Origin of the sequence: Proteus sp. fly-1008 (assembly GCF_040140305.1) — a bacterium.
Taxonomy (GTDB): Bacteria; Pseudomonadota; Gammaproteobacteria; order Enterobacterales; family Enterobacteriaceae; genus Proteus; species Proteus vulgaris_B.
Genome location: NZ_JBEEWH010000003.1, coordinates 1 through 25,892 on the forward strand (window position 1 = coordinate 1; position 25,892 = coordinate 25,892).

Consider the following 25,892-nt stretch of genomic DNA (forward strand, 5'->3'; position numbering starts at 1 on the left):
TGGTGGGCGGTATTGGGCTCGAACCAACGACCTCCTCCTTGTAAGGGAGATGCTCTACCAACTGAGCTAACCGCCCACTTCATAATGACTAAATTCTCACTACCACGCTTTAATGTAATTGGTGGGCGGTATTGGGCTCGAACCAACGACCTCCTCCTTGTAAGGGAGATGCTCTACCAACTGAGCTAACCGCCCAATTACATTAAATCATACAACGTATCACAACAATAATGGTGGGCGGTATTGGGCTCGAACCAACGACCTCCTCCTTGTAAGGGAGATGCTCTACCAACTGAGCTAACCGCCCGTCGTGATGGGGTGCATTATAGGGATACTGCGCTATGAGTCAACGATTTTTATCAGATTTTTATCGTGAAAATGACTGTTCGTTTTATTTTTAGTCAAGATGCTTTTTTTAGCACCATAAGTGACACAGCAATTAACCAAAATAATCTTATGTGTAGCCATCGTCAAACAAAAAGTCATCAATTTGAAATTTTTATCTCTGTTAAAAGCTTAATGCCATTGAGGAATTAGCATCCAGTGATAAAATAAGGCAACCATTTCGTTTTTTTGATAATCACGATTACTTATCTATATATAAGTAAGACGTACTAAGGCAATCCCAATGAGTAAAATAAAAACCCGTTTTGCACCAAGCCCTACTGGCTATCTACATGTTGGTGGTGCGCGTACCGCACTTTATTCCTGGTTATATAGCCGTCACAATAAGGGTGAATTTGTACTGCGTATTGAAGACACCGACTTAGAACGTTCTACTCAGCCAGCTATCGATGCAATCATGGACGGTATGAATTGGTTAAATCTGAATTGGGATGAAGGTCCTTATTATCAGACTAAACGCTTCGATCGCTATAACCAAGTTATCGATCAGATGTTATCTGCTGGCACCGCGTACCGTTGCTACTGCTCTAAAGAACGTTTAGAACAATTACGCGAAGATCAAATGGCGAAAGGCGAAAAACCTCGTTACGACGGTTGTTGCCGCGGTGGTAATCATAATCACAGTGCTGATGAACCTCATGTTGTGCGTTTCTTAAACCCACAAGAAGGCTCTGTCGTTTTTGATGATAAAATTCGTGGCCCGATTGAATTTAGCAACCAAGAATTGGATGACCTCATTATTCGTCGTACTGATGGTTCTCCAACTTATAACTTCTGCGTTGTTATTGATGACTGGGATATGGAGATTACTCACGTTATTCGTGGTGAAGATCATATCAATAACACACCTCGCCAAATCAATATTCTCAAAGCATTGGGTGCTCCTGTGCCTGAATATGCTCACGTATCGATGATCCTAGGTGATGACGGTAAGAAACTGTCTAAGCGTTATAATGCTGTAAGTGTGATGCAATACCGCGATGACGGCTATTTACCGGAAGCATTATTAAACTACTTAGTGCGTTTGGGCTGGTCTCATGGTGACCAAGAGATCTTTACTATTGATGAAATGATCGAGTACTTCACTTTAGAAGCTATCAGCAAATCAGCCAGTGCATTTAACACTGATAAATTACTTTGGTTAAATCATCATTACATCAATACATTACCAGCAGAAAAAGTCGCTGTTCATTTAGATTGGCATATCAAACAACAAAATATTGATACCAGCAATGGCCCATCATTAGTCGAGTTGATCAAATTATTAGGCGAACGCTGTAAAACATTAAAAGAGATGGCTGAAAGTTGCCATTACTTCTATGTTGATTTCGAAACCTTTGAAGAAACAGCAGCAAAAAAACATTTACGCCCAGTCGCTCGCCAGCCATTAGAAGTGGTTCGTGATAAATTATCTGCTATTGCTAATTGGACTGCTGAAAATGTTCACCAAGCTATTCAAGATACCGCTGATGAATTAGAAATTGGTATGGGCAAAGTCGGTATGCCATTACGCGTTGCTGTAACGGGTGCAGGCCAATCTCCTGGTTTAGATGTTACTGTTCATGCTATTGGTAAAACACGTAGTATTGCGCGTATTAATAAAGCATTAGACTTTATTACAGAAAGAGAAAATCAAGCTTAATTTATACATTAAACTTGCTGACCAAGAGAGATACATTCCTAAATTAGGGAATGTATCTTTTTTTTGTATTCTTTTTCAGCAATCAACAAATAATGTGAGATTAACTGATTGACAGTATTGTGCTTGTTGCCTATTATCAAGCCCGTTCCAGTATGTTGGGGCTATAGCTCAGTTGGGAGAGCGCTTGCATGGCATGCAAGAGGTCAGCGGTTCGATCCCGCTTAGCTCCACCAATATACTTATCGAACAATCTACATTGTGGGGTTATAGCTCAGTTGGGAGAGCGCTTGCATGGCATGCAAGAGGTCAACGGTTCGATCCCGTTTAGCTCCACCAGAATTTCAAGATCCTGAAGATAAATCTTCGGGATTTTTTGTTTTCTACTCCTTCTTATTTATTTCTATTGTGCAGTGTAACCACCATCAACGGCATAAAATGCCCCTGTTGTGAAACTACTCTCATCTGAAAGTAAAAAAGCAACAGTTTTAGCGACTTCTTCTCTAGTTGCCATACGTTTCATTGGGTGTGTATCTGCCATCCATTCACGTACTTCGTTGGATAGCATTTGTATTCTTGGTGTATCGACATAACCAGGACCTATCGCATTAATCCTTATTCCTTTATCTGCAAATTCAAGAGCAGCTGAACGAGTGATCCCTAATACGGCATGTTTAGCTGCCGTATATGCTGAAATACCCGCAATACCGACAATACCATTAGATGAAGAAAGATTAACAATACTCCCTCCTCCACTTTTTAATATTGCGGGTATACCATATTTCAAGCCATAAAATACGCCATTAATATCGGTATCTATTACTGCTTTCCAATCTTCAATTTCATAATCCACAATTGATATATTATGAGGCCCCGTGAGCCCTGCATTATTAACCAAGCCATGTAATGCTCCAGCCTGCGAAATAACAGCCTCAATCATTTTTTCGACTTGAGAAGGTGAGGTCATATCAGCCTGCAAAGCAATGACTTTTTTCCCCGTTGTATCAATAGAATATGCTGCTTTTATTACTTGATCTAAATGCCTACCTGTAATAAAAACCGTCGCACCACGTCGAAATAGCAATTGTGCAATACCTTCGCCTACACCTGTACTTGCACCAGTGACTAAAATTACCTTATCTTTAAAATAATCTTTCATATCTATTTCACCTATTATCAATAGCACCATGTTTTATCGTGCGAACAAAAAGTAGTTAACTAAAGTTAACTATAAATTATAATATTTGATTAACCTTAGTTAATCAATATAAAGTTTCTTCACACGGAATGACCTGATAATATTAACTTTAGTTAATATTATTCATGAGATGACGTATTTATGGAAAAGTGTGAATTAGAAAATGCATTGTCATTATTACAATGCACATTAGTCGCGCAACGAACTCGCTATACCCCTGAACAAGTCACTTGGGGTCAATATGATATTTTAGAATTATTGCGCTTACGAGGTGATTTAACCCCATCCCAATTAAGTCATTCATTAGCGATTTCAAGACAAAATTTATCGAAGTTTATGAGGGGATTAAAAGCCTTAGGATTTATTGCACAATATCGTTCAGAAAAAGATAAACGTGAGTTCATTACCCATTTAACTGATAATGGCCACGCTTTTTTAACAAGAGCTGCATTAGGTCGAAAACAAAATGCTGAAAAAATAAGTGAATGTTTGACATTGGGAGAACAAACATTATTTATTGAATTAAGTCAGAAAATTATTAATGCATTAGCATCTGAAAAATCAGAACTAGATAATAATTAATATCACCGCTTTAAGGGCTTTAATAGTCCTTCTAAGCCTTCGATTTTAATTGCAAGGGTCATCTCCATGAGTTGCCCTAGTTTTCCTTCTGGGAACTCTCCTTTCTTAGCAAACCATAATAGATACTCTTCAGGTAAATCAACCAACATTCGCCCTTTGTACTTACCAAATGGCATTTGTGTGTTTGCTATATCAATAAGATGCTGTTTCTCTAGCATGGTTTTTGTCGCTTTATCATCGAAAGGGATGACACGATTATAGGGTAATTTAAAGATAAAAAAAGCAGTACCCGAGGTACTGCTTGATTTTTTATTACCTGATAAACAAGTAATATGGTTTACATTGTTATTTTATTCACATGCTATCTGTTTTATCTTGAGCGATTAAACAAACAAGCCTGCAATAGCCGCTGATAAGAAGCTCACTAATGTAGAACCAAACAGTAATTTCAGACCGAAACGAGAAACAACGTTGCCTTGCATTTCATTTAGACCTTTAATCGCACCTGCTACAATCCCGATTGAAGAGAAGTTAGCAAATGAAACTAAGAATACTGATAAAATACCCACTGAGCGTGGTGAAATATCGGCCGCGATATCTTGTAAACTACCCATTGCAACAAATTCGTTAGACACTAATTTTGTTGCCATTACACTACCAACACGTAATGCATCTTGTTCTGGTACACCAATTACCCATGCTAATGGATAGAAAACGTAACCTAAGCAATCTTGGAAGCTAATACCAAAAATCATGCTGAAAATTGCATTCACTGCAGCAATTAAAGCTATGAAACCAATCAGCATTGCAGCTACGATTAATGCAACTTTGAAACCAGCTAAAATGTATTCACCTAACATTTCAAAGAAGCTTTGACCTTCATGTAGATTACCCATTTGAATATCTTCTTCATTCTCAACAGAATATGGGTTAATCACAGAAAGGACGATAAAGGTACTGAACATATTCAATACTAGAGCAGCAACAACGTATTTTGGATCTAACATTGTCATGTATGCACCAACAATTGACATTGATACTGTCGACATTGCTGTTGCAGCCATGGTGTACATACGACGCTGAGACATTTTGCCTAAAACATCTTTGTAGGCAATAAAGTTCTCTGATTGACCAAGAACTAATGAGCTAACTGCGTTGAATGATTCCAGTTTCCCCATACCATTCACTTTAGAAAGCACTGTACCGATAATGCGGATCACGAAAGGTAATACTTTAATGTGTTGAAGAATACCAATTAATGCAGAAATAAAGATAATTGGACATAATACATTCAGGAAGAAGAATGCCAAACCACCTTTCATCATGCCACCGAATACAAATTCAGTACCTTGGGCAGCGTAACCTAATAAGTGATCAAATAATCCAGCAAAACCTCGAACAAAGCCTTCACCAACATCAGAGTTGAGGAAGAACCATGCTAATGCGATTTCAATAACTAATAACTGCACGATATAACGCAGACGGATCCCTTTGCGATTATTACTCGCAATGAATGCTAATGCGCCAATAACGGCGAGTGCTAAAACGAAGTGAATGATAGAAGACATGCATGCTCCAAAAATAAAAATAAATCTTGAGGAGCATTTTATGTAACGCGTAACATTAGGATGTGACTATTGTCACAATATCATGAAACCGCATACACACTATTTATTAAATAAGATAGGTTGATCACACTTTGGAAGTTACTAAAGAAACATTAAATGCAAATTTCACTTAAATTTTACTTAAGTAAAAAAATGCTACTGAGAGCGTTTCTCAGTAGCATTTACTAAATAATAGAGTGATTATTTAGATTGATCAAGTAATCTTATCATTTCATCTTCATCAATAACGTCTATCCCTAACTCGTTAGCTTTCACTAACTTAGAACCTGCAGCTTCACCTGCAATCACCATATCGGTTTTTTTAGAGACACTTCCACTCACTTTTGCCCCTAAAGCTACTAATCTATCTTTTGCTTCATCACGTGTTAATTGTGATAATGAGCCAGTTAACACTACGGTTTTACCTGCAAAAGGATTATCTCCCGCTTCATGAGTGACAATCACGGGTGCTTGCCATGTAATGCCTGCATCATTAATTAGCTGATCAATAACCGTTTTGTTGTGTTCTTCTTGGAAGAAGTTAACAACATGCTTAGCCACAATATCTCCCACATCTGGGACTGATTTTAATGCTTCAACATCTGCATTTCGTAATGCTTCAAGCGTAGAAAAATGGGCAGTTAAACCACTTGCCGTTGCTTCACCAACTTCTCTAATTCCGAGAGCATAAATAAAACGCGCAAATGTTGTTGATTTAGATTTATCTAATGCAGCAATTAATTTTTTTGCTGATTTTTCGCCCATTCGCTCTAAACCAGATAGGATTTTTTCATCTAAACGAAAAAGGTCTGCTGGCGTTTTGACATACTCTTTTTCAACCAGTTGGTCGATAATTTTATCGCCCATACCATCAACATCCATCGCACGACGAGAAACAAAATGCTTAAGCGCTTCTTTACGTTGCGCACCACAAATTAATCCCCCAGTACAACGCGCTACCGCTTCGCCTTCAATACGCTCTATATCAGATTGGCAAATTGGACATTGCGTTGGAAAAACAATCTCTTGTGCATTAGCAGGACGCTTCTCTTCAATCACACTAACAACCTGAGGAATAACATCACCCGCACGACGAATAACCACGGTATCGCCAATACGCAGTCCCAAGCGCTCAATTTCATCAGCATTGTGTAATGTGGCATTACTCACAACAACACCAGCAACCTGCACAGGCTCTAAACGGGCAACAGGGGTAATTGCACCAGTACGCCCTACTTGGAATTCAACATCTTTGATAATCGTTATTTGCTCTTGTGCTTGGAATTTATAAGCAATAGCCCAACGTGGCGCTCTTGAAACAAAACCCAATTCTTCTTGCAGAGTAATATCATCCACCTTAATAACGACACCATCGATATCAAAGCCTAAATTAGGGCGAATTTCTTCTACATGATGATAAAACTCAAGAACAGCATTACTACCAGTACACAATTTTACCGCATCACTGACAGGTAATCCCCATTCTTTAAATAGTTGTAAACGGGCATAGTGGCTTGTAGGTAATTGTCCACCTTCGAGCACACCAACGCCATAACAGAAAAAGGTTAATGGGCGTTTCGCTGTGATACGCGGATCAAGTTGTCGTAAAGATCCCGCAGCTGCGTTACGGGGGTTAGCAAATACTTTTCCCCCTGTACGACGAGCTTCTTCATTTAAATATTCAAAGCCTTTTTCATTCATAAAGACTTCACCACGGATCTCGATACGTGCAGGGATATTTTCACCATATAAACGCAATGGAATCGCTTTAATGGTTCTTACGTTTTCAGTGATGTTCTCTCCTGTTGTACCATCCCCACGTGTTGCAGCTTGTACTAAAACTCCATTTTCATAAAGTAAGCTAACTGCAAGTCCATCAAGTTTTAATTCACAGCAAAAAGTTATTTCTTCACTGTTTTTTAAACGATCTCGCAAACGCTTATCAAATGCCTGATAACTAGTTTCATCAAAAGCATTATCTAAAGACAACATGGGTATTTCATGTCTCACTTGCTCAAATGCAGTGAGTGGTAATGCACCTACACGTTGTGTGGGTGAATCTGAGGTAATTAATTCAGGGTGTTGGGCTTCTAATGCTTTTAGCTCATTCATTAAGCGGTCGTATTCAGCATCAGGTATTTCAGGTGCGTCCATGACATGATAAAGATATTCATGGTGACGTAAGGTAACGCGAAGTTTATCAATTTTTTGTTGAGTATTTTTATTCATGATTTATCACCAAAGAAGAAAAACCCCCGCAAGCGGGGGCTTTTTTACAGATAGAAACTATTGATTTAAATCCAGCGTCCTGCGAATTCTAGATTTATAAAGCTCGATTTTTTGTGGTGTTAAGAGTTTGCGCTCATCATCAAGTACAACCCCTCCCACATCAGATGCAATACGTTGAGCTGCAAGCAACATCAATTTAAAGTTTTGGTTAGCATCACCATAAGACGGCACCATCATAAACATAGAGACACCGGGTGTAGTTAATTCAGCCATAGTATCTATATCAAAGGTGCCTGGCTTCACCATATTGGCTAAGCTAAATAAAACCGGACCATTAGCCGTTGGATTTAGGTGACGATGGAAAATATTCATTTCTCCAAACTGGAATCCAGTTTGAATAATACTTTGCATCAATATTTCACCATCCAACATTTGGCCATGGTGTGCGCTTACGTTTAACACAATAACCAGCTCTTTCTCCGCTTCTTCTACAGGTTCTACAACTGGCGTAGGTTCCGTTTTGGGCTCTTCAGCCGGAGCATGATGCGAAGCTTCAGTTTCAACAGGAGTCACATGAGCCGTTGTCTCTGAAATCGAAGGCTCTGAACTCACCGACGGGCTTGTATTAACGTGTGATTTTATTTCACCTGCTACATTGACCACAGGAGCTTGTCTTGGCTCATCCCTGACAACAGGTGCAGATTCTTTTTCAATAACATCAAATACTCCAAGGGTCGGCTCTTGTTGTAGCGATGTTTCGTTAGAATGCCCTTTTGCTTGGTTTTCAGACATTAATGGATCTCTATCTACCACCGAAAACTCAGGTTCATGTAGAGACTCCGATTTTATCGGTGGCTCACTCTCCCGCTTTTCAGTAGAGGATAAAGTTGATGTCTGATGACTAGCCTCAGCATATTGTGGTTCGTCATCGTTCTCATCTGACTGATAATTCTGTTTCTGACGTTTTACTGGGCGATTACGGAAAAGCTTAGAACGCTCTTTTCGACCAATCCATAAGCCGTGTAATAACAAAGCTATGATTAAAATCGCACCAACAACGATTAATATCAGACGCAAATTTTGCTGCATCATTTCTATCTCTGTTGTCTTGAGGTTTAATAGCCACGTTGGCGAATATTACTTTTTACTAAGAGTATTTGCCAATGCTCATAAGTGCAAGCCAATACTTAATTTTCTTGTCACAAAGATACACACTTTAATCTCTTATGCGCATTTTTTAGACAATTCATGACTAGTAAGGCTGATTATCTCCCTATATGATACTAGCTTGCCCTCATTGGAGAGAATAGGAAGTATGACAAATTTGACAGAAACGAATAAAAATTTAAATGGATTTCATTATTTTGCTCTTGGTTGGCGTTTAATTACACGCAAAGGGCTAAAACGTTTTGTTATCTTGCCGTTACTTGCCAATATTATTATTCTCGGAAGCGCCTTTTGGTGGTTATATGGTCAAATTGGCGATATGGTCAATTGGATGATGGAAAAAGTCCCTGATTGGTTACAATGGCTAAGCTATTTAATTTGGCCATTATCCGTTATTTTTATTTTATTGGTGTTCACTTATTTCTTTAGTACCTTAGCTAATATTATTGCCTCTCCTTTTAATGGCCTGTTGGCTGAAAAATTAGAAGGTCAAATAACTGGCATTACCCCACCAGATACGGGAGTTACAGGTATATTAAAAGATGTTCCACGTATTTTAAAACGTGAATTAACCAAAATAGCTTATTATTTACCTCGTGCTATTGTCTTGTTATTACTTTATTTTATCCCTGTTGTCGGACAAACCGTTGCTCCTATTTTATGGTTTGCTTTTGGTGCTTGGATGATGGCAATTCAATATAATGACTTCCCGTTTGATAACCATAAAATTTCATTTGCAACGATGAAATCCTCACTCAAACAAGATAAATGGAATAATCTTCAATTTGGTATGATTATTAATATTTTTACCATGATCCCTATTCTAAATTTAGTCATTATGCCTGTTGCTATTTGTGGTGCAACAGCAATGTGGTGCGATCGTTATCGCAAACAACATACACAAGAAGGACAGTGGTAAGCATTATTTCATCGCTTATCGATAATATTGAAAAACCCCGTTTTATTAAAACGGGGTTTTATTTTATAGATTATATTTAAAACACTGATTGATTTATTTAGCGATTGAACATATTACTCAATGAGTGAACGAATATAATCTTTCGTTTCTTCTCTATCCATCGGCTCACGTTCATTGATGCCCATTTCAAAGATATTTAAAGCACCATCTAATTTTTCAATCAGCTCTTCATCATCTCGAATACAGAAAATATACGCATTTTCAAACGGAGTGAGATCCACTAGCCGTAACCCTTTTTCTGCCAAAAAGTGGTTAATATATTCCAGATAAGGTAATTCGTAAGGCAACATATAAGGATCAACACTCACCTCATCCCAATCAATATTCTCTACTTGTGATAAAATCAGTGCGCTAGGTGATTCAGAAAAAGAGATTTGTTCTAACGATTTCAAATCAGGAATATCACCAAAATATTCTGTCCATTCTACATAATCCATTAATCCTTGAGCAGAGAGTGATTCGTATAGCCAATTAAGTACATCTTCTTGAGCATCAGATTCAGGTAAGTTCTCACGCAACGCTTGTGCATCTAATTCAGGTACAGCGAGTTCAAGTGCTGTAATCAACTCTTCGATCGTTTCCATTATGACCCCTGCATTTACAATAGATATAGTTAAAAAAATAGATTATCAGCCATCAATATACTGCACATCTCTTGATTTATTAATTTGTGAATCTTCTCACTCACTCTTGATTAGAACCTTTTGGAATAAAAATAAGAAAAAGTTATAAGGTTATTCATAAAGCTTATTTCCATCTTTGTCTTGATGGCGTATGGTAATTTCATCTGACCTTATAAAAAATCATGTACCGAGGATAAAAATGAGCAAGATTTTCGAAGACAACTCGCAAACTATTGGACACACTCCCTTAATTCGCTTAAAGCATTTCGGAAATGGCAACATTCTGGCTAAAGTGGAATCTCGTAACCCAAGCTTTAGTGTGAAATGCCGTATCGGTGCCAACATGATTTGGGATGCTGAAAAGAAAGGTATCCTAAAAGAAGGTGTTGAACTTGTAGAGCCGACAAGTGGTAATACAGGGATTGCACTTGCCTACGTTGCAGCTGCACGCGGATACAGATTGACACTAACCATGCCTGACACCATGAGCGTTGAACGCCGAAAACTACTCAAAGCTCTAGGTGCCAACTTAGTGCTAACTGATGGCGCAAAAGGCATGAAAGGGGCTATCGATAAAGCCAATGAAATTCGTGACAGCGATCCTAGCCGCTATCTTTTACTACAGCAATTTAGTAATCCAGCTAACCCTGAAATTCATGAAAAAACCACAGGCCCAGAAATTTGGAATGACACTGATGGTGAAGTCGGTGCTGTAATTGCAGGTGTTGGTACTGGTGGTACTATCACGGGTATTGGCCGTTACTTGAAAAAAACAAAAGGCAAAGCAGTGACAATGGTTGCTGTTGAACCAACAGGTTCTCCTGTTATTACACAAGCCTTAGCTGGTGAAGAAATTAAACCAGGTCCTCATAAAATTCAAGGTATTGGTGCTGGTTTTATTCCTGAAAACCTAGATTTATCGTTGCTGGATCGCGTTATTCAGATAACAAACGAAGAAGCTTTTGATACTGCGCGAGAATTAATGACCAAAGAAGGTATTTTAGCGGGTATTTCTTCTGGAGCAGCGATTGCAGCAGCCGTAAAACTGTCAAAAGAACCTGAATTTGCAAACAAAGAAATTGTAGTAATTTTACCTTCTTCAGGTGAGCGTTATTTAAGCACCCCACTTTTTGCTGACATTTCTGATAGCTAAATCGCATCATCTCAATTGTAAAATATTTATTAAAAAAGCACCTTAAAGGTGCTTTTTTTGTGGTGGAGATCAAACTTTGTCATCCAGACAGGTGATTTATTCCTTCGAGTTTAGTATTTAATCAATTAATTATTTCGAAGGTCGAAATTAATCAGAAAATAACCGAGATGATAAAATCACACTCTTTTATTTTCTTGAACACTATTTTTATCAGATGACGCTTTACGACTTAATATTATCTGATATTGCTACGCAAAGCAGGACAATTTCATCTACACTTACTAAGTCCTGACTTAATGTGAACAATTGAGTTATAAAAGGAAAAAAATCCTATGTACCAGCAAGAAGTTACTATTACAGCACCAAACGGCTTACATACTCGTCCTGCTGCACAATTTGTAAAAGAAGCCAAAACGTTCTCTTCTGATATCACCCTTATCTCTAGTGGTAAATCTGCTAGTGCTAAGAGCCTTTTCAAATTACAAACCTTAGGTTTGACCCAAGGTACTGTAGTAACTATCTCTGCTGAAGGTGAAGACGAAAAGCAAGCCGTTGAAGCATTGGTAAAATTAATGGCGGAATTAGAATAATTCGCGATTAAGCATTAGCACAGTATTTATTCCCCTGAAACCATTCAGGGGAGTTAACCTCTAATGATGATTTTAAAACAACAGTATTTTGCAATCCTATTCTTTTAAGATTATCACCAGCAAGTCGTAGGATAAATTATGATTTCAGGAATTTTAGCATCACCCGGTATCGCATTTGGTCAAACCCTTCTCCTCAAAGAAGAACCCATCATCATTAGCCAACGTAAGATCCAAAGTGATGAAATTGAGAATCAAATCGAGCGCTTTAAAGATGGCCGCAATAAATCTGCACAACAACTAGAAATCATTAAAGAGCGTGCTGAAAAAAATCTCGGTGCAGATAAAGCCGAAATCTTTGAAGGCCATATCATGTTATTAGAAGATGAAGAGTTAGAACAAGAAATTGTTACTCTCATCAAAAGCGACAAAAAGACTGCCGAAGCTGCTGTTCAATCTGTTATTGAAGATCAAGCCACCGCATTAGAAGCATTAGATGACGAATACTTAAAAGAGCGCGCTGCTGACGTTCGTGATATTGGTAAACGCTTGATGCGTAATATTTTAGAAATGCCAATTATCGATTTAAGTGCTATTTCAGAAAAAGTTATTCTAGTAGCAACTGACCTCACCCCTTCCGAAACTGCTCAATTAAGCCTAGATAACGTATTAGGCTTTATCACTGACTTAGGGGGTAGAACGTCTCATACTTCTATCATGGCTCGTTCATTAGAAATCCCAGCTATTGTGGGCACATCTAATGCAACACAAACCATTAAAAAAGACGATTATCTTGTTCTTGATGCGATTAATAACAAAATTATTATTAATCCATCTGACGAAGAACTCGAAGCATTAAAAGCCATCAAAGAAGAGTATCTGCACGAAAAGGAAGAATTAGCCAAGCTCAAAGATTTACCTGCCATTACACTTGATGGGCACCAGGTCGAAGTTTGCGCTAATATTGGTACAGTTCGTGATGTTGCTGGTGCTGAACGTAACGGTGCTGAAGGTGTTGGTCTCTATCGTACTGAGTTTTTATTTATGGATAGAGACTCTTTACCAACAGAAGATGAGCAATTCCAAGCCTATAAAGCGGTAGCAGAAGCAGTTGGAAGTCCTGCGGTCATTATTCGTACTATGGATATTGGTGGTGATAAAGACTTACCTTACATGAATCTACCTAAAGAAGAGAACCCATTCTTAGGCTGGCGTGCAATTCGTATTTGTCTTGACCGTAAAGAGATCCTTCATTCACAATTACGTGCTATCTTAAGAGCATCTGCTTTTGGTAAACTACGCATTATGTTTCCAATGATTATCTCTGTTGAAGAGATCAGAGCATTGAAAGCAGAACTTGAAATATTGAAAAACCAACTTCGTGAAGAAAATAAAGCTTTTGATGAGTCTATTGAAGTCGGTGTGATGGTAGAAACACCAGCTGCCGCAGTGATGGCTCGTCATATGGCAAAAGAAGTTGACTTTTTCAGTATTGGGACTAACGATCTAACACAATATACTCTGGCTGTAGACCGTGGAAATGAGCTGATATCTCATCTATATAATCCAATGTCACCTGCCGTACTCAACCTGATAAAACAGGTGATTGATGCATCACATGCTGAAGGTAAATGGACTGGAATGTGTGGTGAACTTGCTGGAGATGAACGAGCAACATTGCTCCTTCTAGGCATGGGATTAGATGAGTTTAGTATGAGTGCTATTTCAATTCCTCGCATCAAAAAAGTGATCCGCAATGCGAATTACGATGACGCAAGAGCACTAGCAGAGCAAGCACTTGCTCAGCCAACTGCGAAAGAATTGATGGACTTAGTAGAAACTTTTACTAAAGAGAAGACACTGTGCTAATCGCATTAGCCAGAGCCCGGTCCCAACTACAATAATTAGGAGAAGATTCATGGGTCTGTTTGATAAATTAAAATCACTGGTTTCAGAGGAAAAGAAAGGCAGTGGCACGATTGATATTGTTGCACCACTTTCAGGTGAAATCGTCAATATCGAAGATGTTCCTGATGTTGTTTTCGCTGAAAAAATCGTAGGTGACGGTATTGCTATCAAACCTGCTGGTAATAAAATTGTTGCGCCAGTCGATGGTACTATCGGTAAAATTTTCGAGACTAACCATGCTTTCTCTATTGAGTCTGACAACGGTATCGAGTTATTTGTCCACTTCGGTATCGACACTGTTGAACTGAAAGGTGAAGGGTTTAAACGTATCGCTGAAGAAGGTCAGCAAGTAAAAGTTGGTGATACTATTTTAGAATTTGACTTGGCTGTATTAGAAGAAAAAGCAAAATCAGTTCTGACACCAGTTGTCATTTCTAATATGGATGAAATTCAAGGTTTAACCAAAATGACAGGCCCAGTTACTGTTGGTGAAACCGTTATTATTCAGATTAAAAAATAATTTCTAATTATTTTCTATTTGCACTCTAGATGATTTAAACCGCCACCAGTAATGTGGCGTTTTTTTTATATTACAAAAATAAAAAATAAAAAATAAAAAATACTCTAAATAATTCAAGGTGTAGCTAGGCGACAAGTAAATGAGTCACTAGGAACATACATAAGTATGTGACTAGTGCGAATGAACGCAGTCAACAACGCTACGGCTTGAAGTATGACGAGTAAATACTCTAAATAATTCAAGCTATAGCTAGGCGACAAGTGAATAAGCCCCTAGGAGCATACATTAGTATGTGACTAGGGTGAGTGAACGCAGTCAACAACGCTACAACTTGAATTATGACGAGTAAGAATTATGACGAGTAAACGCCCGTTGACAGATAACGATCACCCCTATCACACACAATCGCAACAATCACCGCACCGGGATTTTCTTTTGCAACGCGCAGAGCGCCAGCAACAGCGCCCCCAGAACTCACACCGCAGAAGATACCTTCCTGTCTTGCTAAAAGGCGCATCGTTGATTCTGCTTCGGTTTGAGACATATCAATCACACTATCCACCAGCTCTTTTTTAAAGATCCCTGGTAAGTAAGCGGGCGACCAGCGACGAATGCCTGGAATTTGGCTTTTTTCTTCTGGTTGAAGTCCAATGATTTGCACTTGGTCAGATTGTGTTTTTAAATAACTGCCTACACCTGTAATGGTGCCTGTTGTGCCCATACTTGATACAAAATGGGTAATACGACCTTGTGTCTGTTGCCAAATTTCAGGGCCTGTTGACATAAAATGGGCTCTTGGGTTATCTGGGTTATTAAATTGATCTAATACTTTTCCCTCTCCCTGCTGTTCCATTTGTTGTGCGAGATCCCTAGCCCCTTCCATTCCTATTTCTCGACTTACCAAAATAAGCTCTGCACCATAGGCTTGCATAGAAGCTTGACGCTCTTTACTCATATTTTCTGGCATTAATAGTTTTAAGTGATAGCCTTTTACTGCTGCAATCATAGCTAAGGCAATCCCAGTATTACCACTGGTTGCCTCAATAAGCGTATCACCTGGCTTTATTTCACCACGTAATTCTGCTTGTTCAATCATAGATAATGCAGCTCTGTCTTTCACTGAACCTGCGGGGTTATTACCTTCAAGCTTAACCCAAATTTCAGCGTCTACCTCTTGTGTAAGTCGTTGTAGTTTTACTAATGGTGTATTACCAATAAATTGTTCTAACCCTGCCACAATAAGTCCCTGCTCATTTATTTGTCTGTATTAATGAAGAAATCACATTTAACTTATTAACGCAATAGCATTAATGTTTTTAGATAACCTTAGGCTGTTGTCAAAACCAAAACACCCATGCTTAAAAATAGGCATGGGTGAAAATTAGAGAGTACAGTGATAAATATAATTACGCGGTATACGCCAACGATACAGTTTTTAAGGGAGTATCTCCCGAATATAAACGGGCTTGGGCACCTCCCATATAATAGGTGTTTCCTTTTGCTGGTGTTAAAGACATCTCATTCCATACTGCCGTAATTGGTGTTTTACTCCATCCTATGGGTTGTAAAATTAATTGCCAATAATGTCCTTTAGGTGAAACCTCAATAACTTTAACAGGTAATCGACAGACACTATTTTCATATGTACTTAATGCGATTTCCCAAGGGCGTAAAAATACATCTACTTCACCTTGATAAAGCGGTGTCACCGATAATGGTAAGTGATAGCCCCCAATATGTAATTGTGCGCCATTAATCTCACCTTGTAGATGATTAACATCACCTAAAAATTCGAGTACAAAGCGGCTTGAAGGCGATTGCCACACTTCTTGTGGTGTACCTACTTGTTCTATTTTTCCATTCCCCATTATCACAATACGATCGGCCACTTCCATCGCTTCTTGTTGATCATGAGTCACAAAGACGCTAGTAAATTTAAGTTCTTCATGCAATTCACGTAACCAACGGCGTAATTCTGTTCTTACTTTGGCGTCTAAAGCACCAAAAGGCTCATCTAATAATAAAATTTGAGGCTCTACAGCCAAAGCCCTTGCTAAAGCCACCCGCTGTTTTTGCCCACCCGATAATTGTGCCGGATAACGTTGAGCTAAGTGAGGTAATTGGATCATCTCTAACAATTGCTCAACTTTTTTATTAATCTCAGCCTTACTAGGACGTTCACGACGTGGTAATACGGTTAAGCCAAATGCAATGTTCTCAAATACGGTCATATGGCGAAACAGTGCATAATGCTGAAAAACAAAACCGACTTTACGTGAACGAGCATGTAATTGACTAACATCTTGTCCTTCAAAACAGATGTTTCCTTGGGTTTGATGTTCTAATCCCGCTATAATACGTAAAAGCGTTGTTTTTCCTGATCCTGAAGGTCCTAACAATGCCACCATTTCACCTGAAGCGACATCAAGGCTGACATCATGCAACACTTCGGTGCGATCAAAATATTTTGTGACATTATTAATTTCAATACTCATATTTTGCCTCTACTTTTGTGTCAATAATGATGTCATTGCTGACGTGCTAAATGCCATTGCAATGCACTTTTAAACATTAAGGTGAATATCGCCATCATCGCGAGTAATGCGGCAGCCGTAAAGGCACCAACGGTATTGTAATCTTGATGCAACAATTCAACTTGTAACGGCAATGAATAGGTTTCACCACGAATGGCACCGGATACCACTGAAACCGCGCCAAATTCACCAATAGCTCTGGCATTGGTTAATACCACACCATAGAGTAATGCCCAACGGATATTAGGTAATGTCACACGCCAAAACATTTTCCAACCACTCGCCCCTAATAACACTGCCGCTTCATCTTCTTGACTACCTTGGCTCATCATCACTGGTACCAGTTCTCTAACAACAAAAGGACAAGTGACAAATACGGTAACTAAAACCATCCCCGGCCATGAAAACATAAGCTGGATATCAAACTGAGATAACCATTGACCAGCCCAGCCATTACTACCGTAAAAAAGCAAGTAGAGCAGTCCGGCGACAACAGGTGATACCGCAAAAGGGATATCAATGAGTGTCATTAATAATTGGCGTCCCGGAAAACGAAAGCGAGTAACCAGCCATGCCATACTGACACCAAACAACATATTGACAGGTACTGTGATTAACGCGATTAATACTGTTAACCAGACAGCATGTAACATATCGCTGTCTAATAAGTTCTCAGTAAATATTTCAACACCTTTTGAAAACGCGGTCATAAAGATCCACGCAATAGGCACAACTAAAAATAAAATGGATAACGCAACCCCTGTAAGGATCAATCCCCACTTAACCCAATCAATTTGCCGACGATAAATAGAGCCTTGTTGCATAATATCTGACATCAATGCCCCCTCAACCGTTGACCAAATCGGCTTTGTAAGCCATTAATTGAAAACAGTAAGACTAAAGAAACAAGTAAAATCACAGAAGCCACAGCACTAGCCGCAGGATAATCAAACTCTTGTAATCGAATAAAAATCATCAAGGAAACCACTTCTGTTTGCCATGCAATATTACCGGCAATAAAAATAACAGCCCCAAACTCCCCCAAACTGCGTGTAAAAGAAAGCGCGGTTCCAGCAATTAATGCAGGTGATAATTCAGGCAATACAACTTTACGAAATGTTTGCCAACGGCTCGCTCCTAGAGTTTCAGCGGCCTCTTCATACTCTGGGCCTAACTCTTCAAGCACTGGCTGAACCGTTCTTACTACAAAAGGCAAACTGGTAAAAGCCATAGCAACAGCAATCCCAATCCATGTGTTAATGACTTTGATATCAAATTTATCTAGCACAAAGCCATACCAGCCTTGTGTTGAGAACAGCGTAGCGAGCGTTAATCCAGCAACCGCAGTAGGTAAAGCAAAAGGTAAGTCCATTAAACCATCAAGTAGTTGTCTACCCGGAAAACGATAACGTGTAATGATCCACGCAAGCAACATGCCAAAAATAGCATTAAAAATACTAGCAACCGCAGCTGCAAGTAGTGTGACTTTATACGCGGCAACAATTTGAGGATGTGTTATGACTGCCCAATATTGCGCCCAGCTCATATCAGAAAGTTGCACAACCAGTGCACTCATTGGTAATAGTAAGATCAAGCAGGTATAAAACAGTGTTCCGCCTAAGCTTAATCCAAATCCCGGTAATACCCGTTTACTGGTTGTGGTAAACATTATTGACGTCCTTGTGCTAATAACTTGTCAAGCATGCCATCTGTTGTGAAATGTGTTTTCATCACGTTATTCCAGTCGCCAAATATCTCTTCAACGGTAAATAGAGACGTTGCTGGAAATTGTGCTGCTTTTTGCGCCATAACAGCTTTATCATTTACGCGATAGTTAAATTGCGTGATGATCTCTTGTGCTTGAGGACTGTATAAGTAATTGAGGTAAGCTTTTGCCAGTGCTTCTGTGTCATTACGTTGCACATTTTTATCAATCCAAGCGACTGGAAACTCAGCTAGAATATCTACGGGTGGCACAATAACTTGATATTCATCTTCACCATATTGCTGACGAATATTATTAACTTCAGATTCAAAACTGATCAGCACATCCCCAAGTCCACGCTCAATAAAAGAGGTTGTCGCACCACGACCTCCGGTATCAAATACTTCAACATTTTTAAGGAACTTTTTCATTGCTTCTTGGGTTTTTGCATCATTACCATAGGCTTTTTCAAAAGCCCCCCAAGCAGCTAAATAGGTATAGCGACCATTACCTGATGTTTTGGGATTCGGGAAAACCACTTTGACATCTTCGCGGGTTAAATCCTCCCATGTCGTAATATTTTTAGGATTACCTTTGCGAACTAAATACGCCATAGTGGAATAATAAGGTGAGCTATTGTTAGGCAAACGTTGTTGCCAATCTGCTGGAACAAGCTTGCCTTTATCATGCAGAATTTGTACATCGGTCACTTGGTTGTATGTCACCACATCCGCAGGTAGCCCTTGCAATATCGCAAGTGCTTGCTTAGAAGAGCCAGCATGAGATTGTTTGATAGTTACTTTGTCATCAGGATGCTGTGCATCCCACTGAGTTTTAAAATCACTATTTAGCTGTGTGAATAACTCTCGCGCAATATCATAAGAGCTATTAAGTAATTGAGCTGCCCCTGCATAACTACTGGCAACCAAAGACAATGCCGTAGTTGCTTGTAATGCAAAGGTTCTGATTATGTTTTTCTTCATCAAAAGTACCCATCATTGTAAGTTTTATTCTAATGGTTACTTTATCGGCTTTATTTATAACAGTGTAGTTAGCTTTTGTTATTTGATATAACTGAAAGCTATTAAAATTGAGTAAAATGCAAGCTAATTAATTAAATTAACATCGATTGATATTAATATGAAAAAAATTCAGACAAAAATGCCTGCGATTAAAGCAGGCATTTCATCAATAAAAACTTATTTAATACTCGGCAATTTACAGTGCTTTTAAGGCTTCATAAGATGGAGCAAAGTAGTAACTTCCTGTAACAGGCTTACTCATACGTAATAAGTCATCGTGTTTGCCATCTAATTCACCAAACATACTTAGTAATTGCTGTTCAATATTATATAAACGACCACAATAAGCTAAGAAATATAAACCATGTTTACCACTTGCAGTACCGTAAGGCAGGCTGTGACGTAAAATAGCCAACTCTTCACCATCTTCTTCAATCACAACACGAGAAACATGAGAAGTGACATTACGTTCTGATTCATCAAGTTCAACACTGTCTTTTTTAGTACGACCGATCATTTTCTCTTGATCTGATTCACTAAAACGAGCCCATTTTTTTAGGTTATGCTCATAACGCTGAACTAAAACATAACTACCACCAGCATCTACACCATCATTAATCAATGCAACACCGTAGCGTTCATCATCTTGTGGGTTTTCAGTACCATCAATAAAACCACTTAAATCACGCTCTTCTATCCAACGGAAACCATGAATTTCTTCTTCAACTTTAATCACATCACCAAAAGCCGCTATTGCTGCTTGAGCCAATGAGAAGTTAACATCATGGCGCATAGATTGAATATGAATAAGTAGGTCACGTTGTGTCGCCGGCGCTAAACCTTTACCTAATGGGCGAAAAGGTTTTAGCTCAGGGGCACTGTTTTCATCTGATAATTTTTTCCAAAGATCGGAGCCAAATGCAACAACTGCGCCTAATGACGCATCAGGAAATTGCTTTTGTAAATCAGATAATGATTGCATAAATTTCTGACATCCTTGACGCAGAAATTCTAATTCACCCACGACCATTGCTTCGATAAAAAGACCAAATTTACTATGTGCGACTAAAATGCCACTTTGTGCATGAGACATATTGCTTCCCTAATCAATAATCAAAACGCTCGGAATAATGTTAATTATATCGAATATTTTTTTCCGAAGATTTGCCTTTTAACAAATATCAGACAGTCTGATTATAAAATCTTCCATATATTATAAGGAATAGCGTGTAGGCGTTTTGTTCTGCCAAATAATTTGCGTTAACGTCCAATTTGATAAAACTTCATCTGGTGGCATTAATCCATCAGGGCCGTCCCATTGTCCACTAAAGACATAGCTCACTGATTTAGCTTGTTCTGATTGGCATAAAATTGTTCTTTGCTTTTCATCTTTAGGGCCTTTGCTACATGCACCAAAAGCTTTTTTATAGATATCTTTAAATGGTGTACCAATAGTTGTACCCCAATCTGTCGTCGCCTTGGCATCAAAGACTTCTATTTTCTCTACTGTGCCTTTTTCTTTGCCGTAGAAAGCCACTTGAGTTTTATTATCATCTAAACCTTGAACAACAACGATAATATCATTGCCTTGCATTTCCATGCCTTCACGATAATGAAAGCGACTTCCTAATTCATTCTTAATATCATTTTCTGTGATTTTTGTTGAGCTTGTAATATTACCTAATCCATTAGCAGAAACGGTTAGCGTATCATTTGAGAACCAATTCATCGGATTTAGTGCAGAAAAAGACATTCCTCCCATGGATGAACAGCCACTTAATAGCAAAACGCTTGTGCTTAAACACAAGGGTAACCAAAACTTAGGTATCATTTATTTCTCCGTTAAACTTTTACATCACTCATTAAAATAGATATTGATGTCATTAGGCACACCTTATCTTACTCTTTACCCCACCTCAATCATCCGACTAAAACACGCACAATAAATTAGCATAAAAAAGTATTGCTTAATTTAACGCTGAATAACCTCATGAAAAAGAAGGCCTAGTTACGACCTTTTACATCACGATTTGTTCCACAGAAAAAGCAATATCAGATTTTACGTATAAAATAAGGGAATAACGTGTAAGGATAAAAATAGAGAAACAGAAAGGACAAATACAGAAGTAAGAATAACCCTCAAAATATTGAGGGTTTATGACATGTTAGAGATCAAAATCCTGATCGATAATTAACCGTTTAGTATAAGTTGTACTTTCTTGGTTTTGATCTTCATACAATAGCTTTTCAAACATAAAAATCGTTGCATCATTTTCTTCTGGTATAACTAATGTAATTTGTGGGCATCCTTTTGCGATCAGTTTTTTTTCTAATCGAGAGATCAATGCATTCGCAATGCCTCTGCCACGAAAGTCTGGGTGAACCCCTAAATAATATAAAGATCCACGATGACCATCGTAGCCCCCCATCACACTCCCCACTAGTTCACCGGCCACTTCTGCAATCAGAAATAAATCAGGTGAATGGTTTATTTTTCTTTCAATATCAATTTCAGGATCGTTTTCTGGCGAGATTAAATCGCAACGTTCCCAAAGTGTAATAATTGCCTCAAAATCATCTTGGCGAAATACACGTATTTCCATGGTTTTGCCTGTTATTGTTCATATAAATCTAAATTTATTATCGCTTGTTTGGTTTATGAATCAACTTGAAAATGAGAACATAGGCGATATGGAGTTCTATTTTTAATAAATATGATAAAAATTGTAGGTTATTATGAATTTACCTGATATTCATCGTGTTAAAGAATTTTTCTTATCACTACAAGATACGATTTGTCACTCTCTTGAAAACATAGACCAAAAAGCCACTTTTCAGCAAGATAATTGGGAAAGAAAAGAAGGTGGTGGTGGCCGTACTCGTGTATTAACCCATGGCGCACTTTTCGAACAAGCAGGAGTTAATTTTTCACATGTCTATGGTGAGTCACTCCCTCAATCGGCAACAGCACATCGCCCTGAATTAGCCGGACGTCGTTTTCAAGCAATGGGTGTTTCATTAGTTATTCACCCACTTAATCCTTATATTCCAACCTCTCATGCTAATGTGCGCTTTTTTATTGCAGAAAAAGAAGGTGAAGATCCCATTTGGTGGTTTGGCGGCGGCTTTGATTTAACACCTTACTATGGATTTGAAGAAGACGTTATCCATTGGCATAAGGTTGCCAAATCTGTTTGTATCCCTTTTAGCAAAGATTATTACCCGCGTTATAAAAAATGGTGTGATGATTATTTTTATATTAAACACCGCAACGAGCCCCGTGGTGTCGGTGGGCTTTTCTTTGATGATTTAAATACACCAGATTTTGACCATTGTTTCGAGTTTGTTCAATGTGTCGGCCTTGGTTATCTTGATGCTTACTTACCTATAGTTGAAAAACGTAAATCAATGCCCTGGGGAGAGCATGAGCGCCAATTCCAGCTCTATCGCCGTGGTCGCTATGTTGAGTTTAATTTAGTGTGGGATAGAGGAACCTTATTTGGGCTACAAAGCGGAGGAAGAACAGAGTCAATTTTAATGTCTATGCCACCTTTAGTCCGTTTTGAATATGATTATTCACCCGAACCGGATACTCCTGAAGCAAAGCTATACAGTGACTTTTTGATCCAAAAAGAGTGGGTATAGCACAAGCTCTATCTCTCAATGATAGCCACTTTTTAAAGTGGCTTTTTTTAAATCAACGAAAAAGCGAACTTTTCTTTTTGGCAAGATTAATTAAACAAAAAGGACAGTAATCCGGTAACTTTATTTTTATTTTCCCAGCCTTCCCCTCTCATACAGGTATTAAAATAATCCCTACGCTGCCATTCATTCGCATCTGAAGGAAAAGATGTTCCTGCCCCTGAATTTGGAATATCTTTACCATTTATTCTCATTGGAGCAAAAGAAGGTTGACTTGAAGCCACATATCTCGCGGGATATCGCGTATTAGCTTCTTGCATACACATATTTTTAGCGATATCTAAAGGAGATGGTGTGCTGGTGTTTGCTTCCCATTTTTCAGGTGTTGCACAAGCAGAAAGCATAAAAATTGATGTAATGATAATCGTTTTTTTCAAAATAACAGCTCATTAAGACGAATAGGAATCAATTACATTTTAAATTATTATTTGAAAAATTAAATTAAGTTTTTATGAAAACAATATCGTTATATGATAATTAAATTAAAAAAATCAATGAAATCAATATAAAATGAGGGGTAACGCCTTATTTGAATGATAGCGTTTTTATTCTTCGAATAACTTATCAGGACAATCAGAAATAACATCAAACCCTAAATAATAATATAAGTGGTATTTGCTTATATCATCTTTATTAAAGATATGAATTCCTTCAGAACTATAGCAATTTGTTATATTGATTTTTTGATGATCAAAGATAATTTCAGAGTGATTTAATGCTCCTGTTATTTTAATGCTATTTTCCTGATTAGGATTATTAGGATAAATAACAGACATTGATAGCTCATCCATAAAGTCTACGAGTTGAGTTGGCTTTTTATTATAAAGGTATGTATAGGTTATTTTGTCATCGACGGAGTCATAAACTACATTGTATTTATCAGTGATATTAAAATCTTTCCCCTGAAGTAATAAACATTGATTGTTATTTTTATTGGTAGGGTCATTAAAACAGGTGTAAATAAGTTGCTCTGCTAAAGTGGGTTTATCTGTATATAAAATAAGCCCTTCTTCTTTATTGGAAACTAAACCAAGAGAAAAATTATCCGAGTTATTGCTACTAAGTGCAATGCTTTGATATCCCAAAAATGTGAAGAGAATAAAGGCTCTAAGCATACAAGTTACCTTAAAAGTATGAAAAAAATAGTTACGCAATCACCAGAGAATAACGAAAGTAATTAAAAAATCATACAGCTAAAATCGATCAATAAATCGAAATATAAATGACATTAGCAACTCAACTCCGCTTAACCGAATAGCTTTAGAATATCAGGCTATTGATTTAAAAAAGATAATTATCATTTTCCCTTTTTTATTCTTTAATTAGCAATATATATACTTTTTACTTGTCTTAACTAGATATCACATTGAAAAAAGAAGGCGAATAATGAAAAAATTACGGATAGGTATGGTTGGGTTAGGGGCAATTGCACAGAAAGTTTATCTCCCTATTTTGAGCAAAACCGCTAATTGGGAATTTGTAGGAGCATTTTCACCAAACCAAGAAAAAGGAAATGCAATCTGTGCCGCTTACCGTATTTCCTATTTTGATAACCTTCACTCTCTTGCTAAACAATGTGATGCCATATTTGTACACAGTACCACTTCAAGCCATTTTGAAATCATAAAATATTTATTAAATGAGGGAGTACATGTTTATGTTGATAAACCATTAACAGAACATATCCATCAATCTGAGATACTCATTGAACTCGCAACGCAAAAAAATAAAAAATTAATGGTGGGGTTTAACCGTCGCTTTGCACCTTTTTACCAATCATTGAAACAAACGATAACGCATCTCTCTTCACTAAGAATAGAGAAACATCGATGTGATAGCATCGGACCAAAAGATACCCGCTTTACCTTATTCGATGATTATTTACATGTTATCGATACTGCACTTTGGTTTGCTGGTTCTAATGCAAAATTATCAAGTGGCAGTATTATTCAAACAGAAAAGAGTGAGTTATTTTATGCTGAACATCATTTAAAAATAGAAGACTGCTGGATAACAACCTCAATGCATAGAAAAGCGGGTAGTCAGCAAGAACAACTCATTGCTATTGATGAAAATGCGATCCATCAAATTACCAATATGAATATGTGGCGTAGTGAAAATAAACAAATACTCACTGAAAAACATCCCGAAAATTGGGATCCGATTTTATTACAACGTGGGTTTATTGGTGCTGTAGAGCATTTTATTCAATGTGTGATGAACGATACTCATCCGATAACAAGCGGTGAACAAGCGATTGTGGCTCAACAGATGATAGAAAAAATGTTAGCTGAACAATAATAATCATGAGCATAAAAAACGGCGTTCAACA

Annotated in this window: 25 protein-coding genes and 5 tRNA genes; 11 read left to right on the plus strand and 19 right to left on the minus strand. The window is 38.0% G+C overall.

Going from position 1 to position 25,892, the window contains the following annotated elements; all coding sequences use genetic code 11:
* The 3 genes from ABN256_RS06550 to ABN256_RS06560 all read right to left on the minus strand — a co-directional run bounded on the left by ABN256_RS06550 (position 1) and on the right by ABN256_RS06560 (position 307).
* Positions 1 to 76: transfer RNA gene (locus ABN256_RS06550), tRNA-Val, on the minus strand.
* Between the two features lie 43 nt (positions 77 to 119).
* Positions 120 to 195 (minus strand) — tRNA-Val (locus tag ABN256_RS06555).
* A 36-nt stretch (positions 196 to 231) separates the two neighbouring features.
* Positions 232 to 307, minus strand: a tRNA-Val gene (locus ABN256_RS06560).
* A gap of 321 nt (positions 308 to 628) precedes the next feature.
* On the opposite strand from ABN256_RS06560, the gene gltX reads away from it, so the two are divergent.
* The 3 genes from gltX to ABN256_RS06575 all read left to right on the plus strand — a co-directional run bounded on the left by gltX (position 629) and on the right by ABN256_RS06575 (position 2,383).
* Positions 629 to 2,047 carry a glutamate--tRNA ligase gene (gltX, locus tag ABN256_RS06565; RefSeq protein ID WP_349439280.1) on the plus strand — a complete coding sequence of 473 codons (1,419 nt, stop codon included), beginning with the start codon at positions 629 to 631 and terminating at the stop codon, positions 2,045 to 2,047.
* A gap of 157 nt (positions 2,048 to 2,204) precedes the next feature.
* Positions 2,205 to 2,280, plus strand: a tRNA-Ala gene (locus ABN256_RS06570).
* Between the two features lie 27 nt (positions 2,281 to 2,307).
* Positions 2,308 to 2,383, plus strand: a tRNA-Ala gene (locus tag ABN256_RS06575).
* 64 nt (positions 2,384 to 2,447) lie between these two features.
* Here the strand turns inward: ABN256_RS06575 and ABN256_RS06580 are convergent.
* On the minus strand, positions 2,448 to 3,203 hold the full coding sequence (locus tag ABN256_RS06580; protein ID WP_197269005.1) for an SDR family NAD(P)-dependent oxidoreductase: 756 nt from the start codon (positions 3,201 to 3,203) through the stop codon (positions 2,448 to 2,450).
* A 180-nt stretch (positions 3,204 to 3,383) separates the two neighbouring features.
* On the opposite strand from ABN256_RS06580, the gene ABN256_RS06585 reads away from it, so the two are divergent.
* A complete protein-coding gene (locus tag ABN256_RS06585) occupies positions 3,384 to 3,824 on the plus strand; it encodes a MarR family winged helix-turn-helix transcriptional regulator (RefSeq protein ID WP_072068672.1) in 441 nt (146 codons plus the stop codon).
* A 2-nt stretch (positions 3,825 to 3,826) separates the two neighbouring features.
* Here the strand turns inward: ABN256_RS06585 and ABN256_RS06590 are convergent, their stop codons facing one another.
* From ABN256_RS06590 to zipA, 4 genes are all read right to left on the minus strand, one after another.
* Complete coding sequence (locus ABN256_RS06590; protein ID WP_023581656.1) at positions 3,827 to 4,042, minus strand: DUF3820 family protein; 216 nt, start codon at positions 4,040 to 4,042, stop codon at positions 3,827 to 3,829.
* Between the two features lie 165 nt (positions 4,043 to 4,207).
* Positions 4,208 to 5,392, minus strand: a complete 1,185-nt coding sequence (locus ABN256_RS06595; RefSeq protein ID WP_036935465.1) for a NupC/NupG family nucleoside CNT transporter — start codon at positions 5,390 to 5,392, stop codon at positions 4,208 to 4,210.
* 240 nt (positions 5,393 to 5,632) lie between these two features.
* Positions 5,633 to 7,660, minus strand: a complete 2,028-nt coding sequence (gene ligA, locus ABN256_RS06600; RefSeq protein WP_196553790.1) for an NAD-dependent DNA ligase LigA — start codon at positions 7,658 to 7,660, stop codon at positions 5,633 to 5,635.
* Positions 7,661 to 7,717: 57 nt separating this feature from the next.
* The gene (zipA, locus tag ABN256_RS06605) at positions 7,718 to 8,752 is read right to left on the minus strand and encodes a cell division protein ZipA (protein ID WP_502929690.1); all 1,035 of its coding nucleotides are present in this window, start codon (positions 8,750 to 8,752) and stop codon (positions 7,718 to 7,720) included.
* Between the two features lie 223 nt (positions 8,753 to 8,975).
* On the opposite strand from zipA, the gene cysZ reads away from it, so the two are divergent.
* Positions 8,976 to 9,746: a sulfate transporter CysZ gene (gene cysZ, locus ABN256_RS06610; RefSeq protein WP_196553791.1), complete on the plus strand. Its 771-nt coding sequence runs from the start codon at positions 8,976 to 8,978 to the stop codon at positions 9,744 to 9,746.
* Positions 9,747 to 9,859: 113 nt separating this feature from the next.
* Here the strand turns inward: cysZ and ABN256_RS06615 are convergent, their stop codons facing one another.
* The gene (locus ABN256_RS06615) at positions 9,860 to 10,390 is read right to left on the minus strand and encodes a hypothetical protein (protein WP_072068676.1); all 531 of its coding nucleotides are present in this window, start codon (positions 10,388 to 10,390) and stop codon (positions 9,860 to 9,862) included.
* Between the two features lie 238 nt (positions 10,391 to 10,628).
* On the opposite strand from ABN256_RS06615, the gene cysK reads away from it, so the two are divergent.
* The 4 genes from cysK (at position 10,629) to crr (ending at position 14,597) form a co-directional block, all read left to right on the plus strand.
* Complete coding sequence (gene cysK / locus ABN256_RS06620) at positions 10,629 to 11,582, plus strand: cysteine synthase A (protein ID WP_197269003.1); 954 nt, start codon at positions 10,629 to 10,631, stop codon at positions 11,580 to 11,582.
* Between the two features lie 332 nt (positions 11,583 to 11,914).
* Positions 11,915 to 12,172, plus strand: coding sequence for a phosphocarrier protein Hpr (ptsH, locus tag ABN256_RS06625; RefSeq protein ID WP_006533407.1), 258 nt, complete (start codon positions 11,915 to 11,917; stop codon positions 12,170 to 12,172).
* Positions 12,173 to 12,310: 138 nt separating this feature from the next.
* Positions 12,311 to 14,038: a phosphoenolpyruvate-protein phosphotransferase PtsI gene (gene ptsI, locus ABN256_RS06630; protein WP_196553793.1), complete on the plus strand. Its 1,728-nt coding sequence runs from the start codon at positions 12,311 to 12,313 to the stop codon at positions 14,036 to 14,038.
* A gap of 49 nt (positions 14,039 to 14,087) precedes the next feature.
* Positions 14,088 to 14,597 carry a PTS glucose transporter subunit IIA gene (crr, locus tag ABN256_RS06635; protein ID WP_036935451.1) on the plus strand — a complete coding sequence of 170 codons (510 nt, stop codon included), beginning with the start codon at positions 14,088 to 14,090 and terminating at the stop codon, positions 14,595 to 14,597.
* Between the two features lie 352 nt (positions 14,598 to 14,949).
* Here the strand turns inward: crr and cysM are convergent, their stop codons facing one another.
* From cysM to ABN256_RS06675, 8 genes are all read right to left on the minus strand, one after another.
* Positions 14,950 to 15,834 (minus strand): cysteine synthase CysM, encoded by an 885-nt coding sequence (cysM, locus tag ABN256_RS06640; protein ID WP_164526490.1) that lies wholly within the window; start codon positions 15,832 to 15,834, stop codon positions 14,950 to 14,952.
* A gap of 169 nt (positions 15,835 to 16,003) precedes the next feature.
* The gene (cysA, locus tag ABN256_RS06645; protein ID WP_196553794.1) at positions 16,004 to 17,092 is read right to left on the minus strand and encodes a sulfate/thiosulfate ABC transporter ATP-binding protein CysA; all 1,089 of its coding nucleotides are present in this window, start codon (positions 17,090 to 17,092) and stop codon (positions 16,004 to 16,006) included.
* Positions 17,093 to 17,124: 32 nt separating this feature from the next.
* Positions 17,125 to 17,967: a sulfate/thiosulfate ABC transporter permease CysW gene (gene cysW, locus ABN256_RS06650; protein WP_196553795.1), complete on the minus strand. Its 843-nt coding sequence runs from the start codon at positions 17,965 to 17,967 to the stop codon at positions 17,125 to 17,127.
* On the minus strand, positions 17,967 to 18,800 hold the full coding sequence (gene cysT, locus ABN256_RS06655; RefSeq protein WP_072068681.1) for a sulfate/thiosulfate ABC transporter permease CysT: 834 nt from the start codon (positions 18,798 to 18,800) through the stop codon (positions 17,967 to 17,969). The genes cysW and cysT overlap by 1 nt, the downstream gene beginning before the upstream one ends.
* Positions 18,800 to 19,819: a thiosulfate ABC transporter substrate-binding protein CysP gene (gene cysP, locus ABN256_RS06660; RefSeq protein ID WP_196553796.1), complete on the minus strand. Its 1,020-nt coding sequence runs from the start codon at positions 19,817 to 19,819 to the stop codon at positions 18,800 to 18,802. The genes cysT and cysP overlap by 1 nt, the downstream gene beginning before the upstream one ends.
* Before the next feature lie 235 nt (positions 19,820 to 20,054).
* Positions 20,055 to 20,951 carry a Dyp-type peroxidase gene (locus tag ABN256_RS06665; protein WP_196553797.1) on the minus strand — a complete coding sequence of 299 codons (897 nt, stop codon included), beginning with the start codon at positions 20,949 to 20,951 and terminating at the stop codon, positions 20,055 to 20,057.
* Between the two features lie 120 nt (positions 20,952 to 21,071).
* Positions 21,072 to 21,689 (minus strand): RpoE-regulated lipoprotein, encoded by a 618-nt coding sequence (locus tag ABN256_RS06670; RefSeq protein WP_231619277.1) that lies wholly within the window; start codon positions 21,687 to 21,689, stop codon positions 21,072 to 21,074.
* Positions 21,690 to 22,023: 334 nt separating this feature from the next.
* Positions 22,024 to 22,461, minus strand: a complete 438-nt coding sequence (locus ABN256_RS06675) for a GNAT family acetyltransferase (RefSeq protein WP_072068684.1) — start codon at positions 22,459 to 22,461, stop codon at positions 22,024 to 22,026.
* A 133-nt stretch (positions 22,462 to 22,594) separates the two neighbouring features.
* On the opposite strand from ABN256_RS06675, the gene hemF reads away from it, so the two are divergent.
* Positions 22,595 to 23,503, plus strand: a complete 909-nt coding sequence (hemF, locus tag ABN256_RS06680) for an oxygen-dependent coproporphyrinogen oxidase (RefSeq protein WP_072068685.1) — start codon at positions 22,595 to 22,597, stop codon at positions 23,501 to 23,503.
* Positions 23,504 to 23,589: 86 nt separating this feature from the next.
* Here hemF and ABN256_RS06685 read toward each other — a convergent pair whose 3' ends face one another.
* Positions 23,590 to 23,937: a hypothetical protein gene (locus ABN256_RS06685; RefSeq protein ID WP_231619276.1), complete on the minus strand. Its 348-nt coding sequence runs from the start codon at positions 23,935 to 23,937 to the stop codon at positions 23,590 to 23,592.
* Positions 23,938 to 24,105: 168 nt separating this feature from the next.
* A complete protein-coding gene (locus tag ABN256_RS06690) occupies positions 24,106 to 24,675 on the minus strand; it encodes a hypothetical protein (protein WP_072068686.1) in 570 nt (189 codons plus the stop codon).
* 271 nt (positions 24,676 to 24,946) lie between these two features.
* Here ABN256_RS06690 and ABN256_RS06695 point away from each other — a divergent pair, with 271 nt between their 5' ends.
* On the plus strand, positions 24,947 to 25,861 hold the full coding sequence (locus ABN256_RS06695) for a Gfo/Idh/MocA family protein (protein WP_072068687.1): 915 nt from the start codon (positions 24,947 to 24,949) through the stop codon (positions 25,859 to 25,861).
* The last annotated feature ends 31 nt before the right edge of the window (positions 25,862 to 25,892 follow it).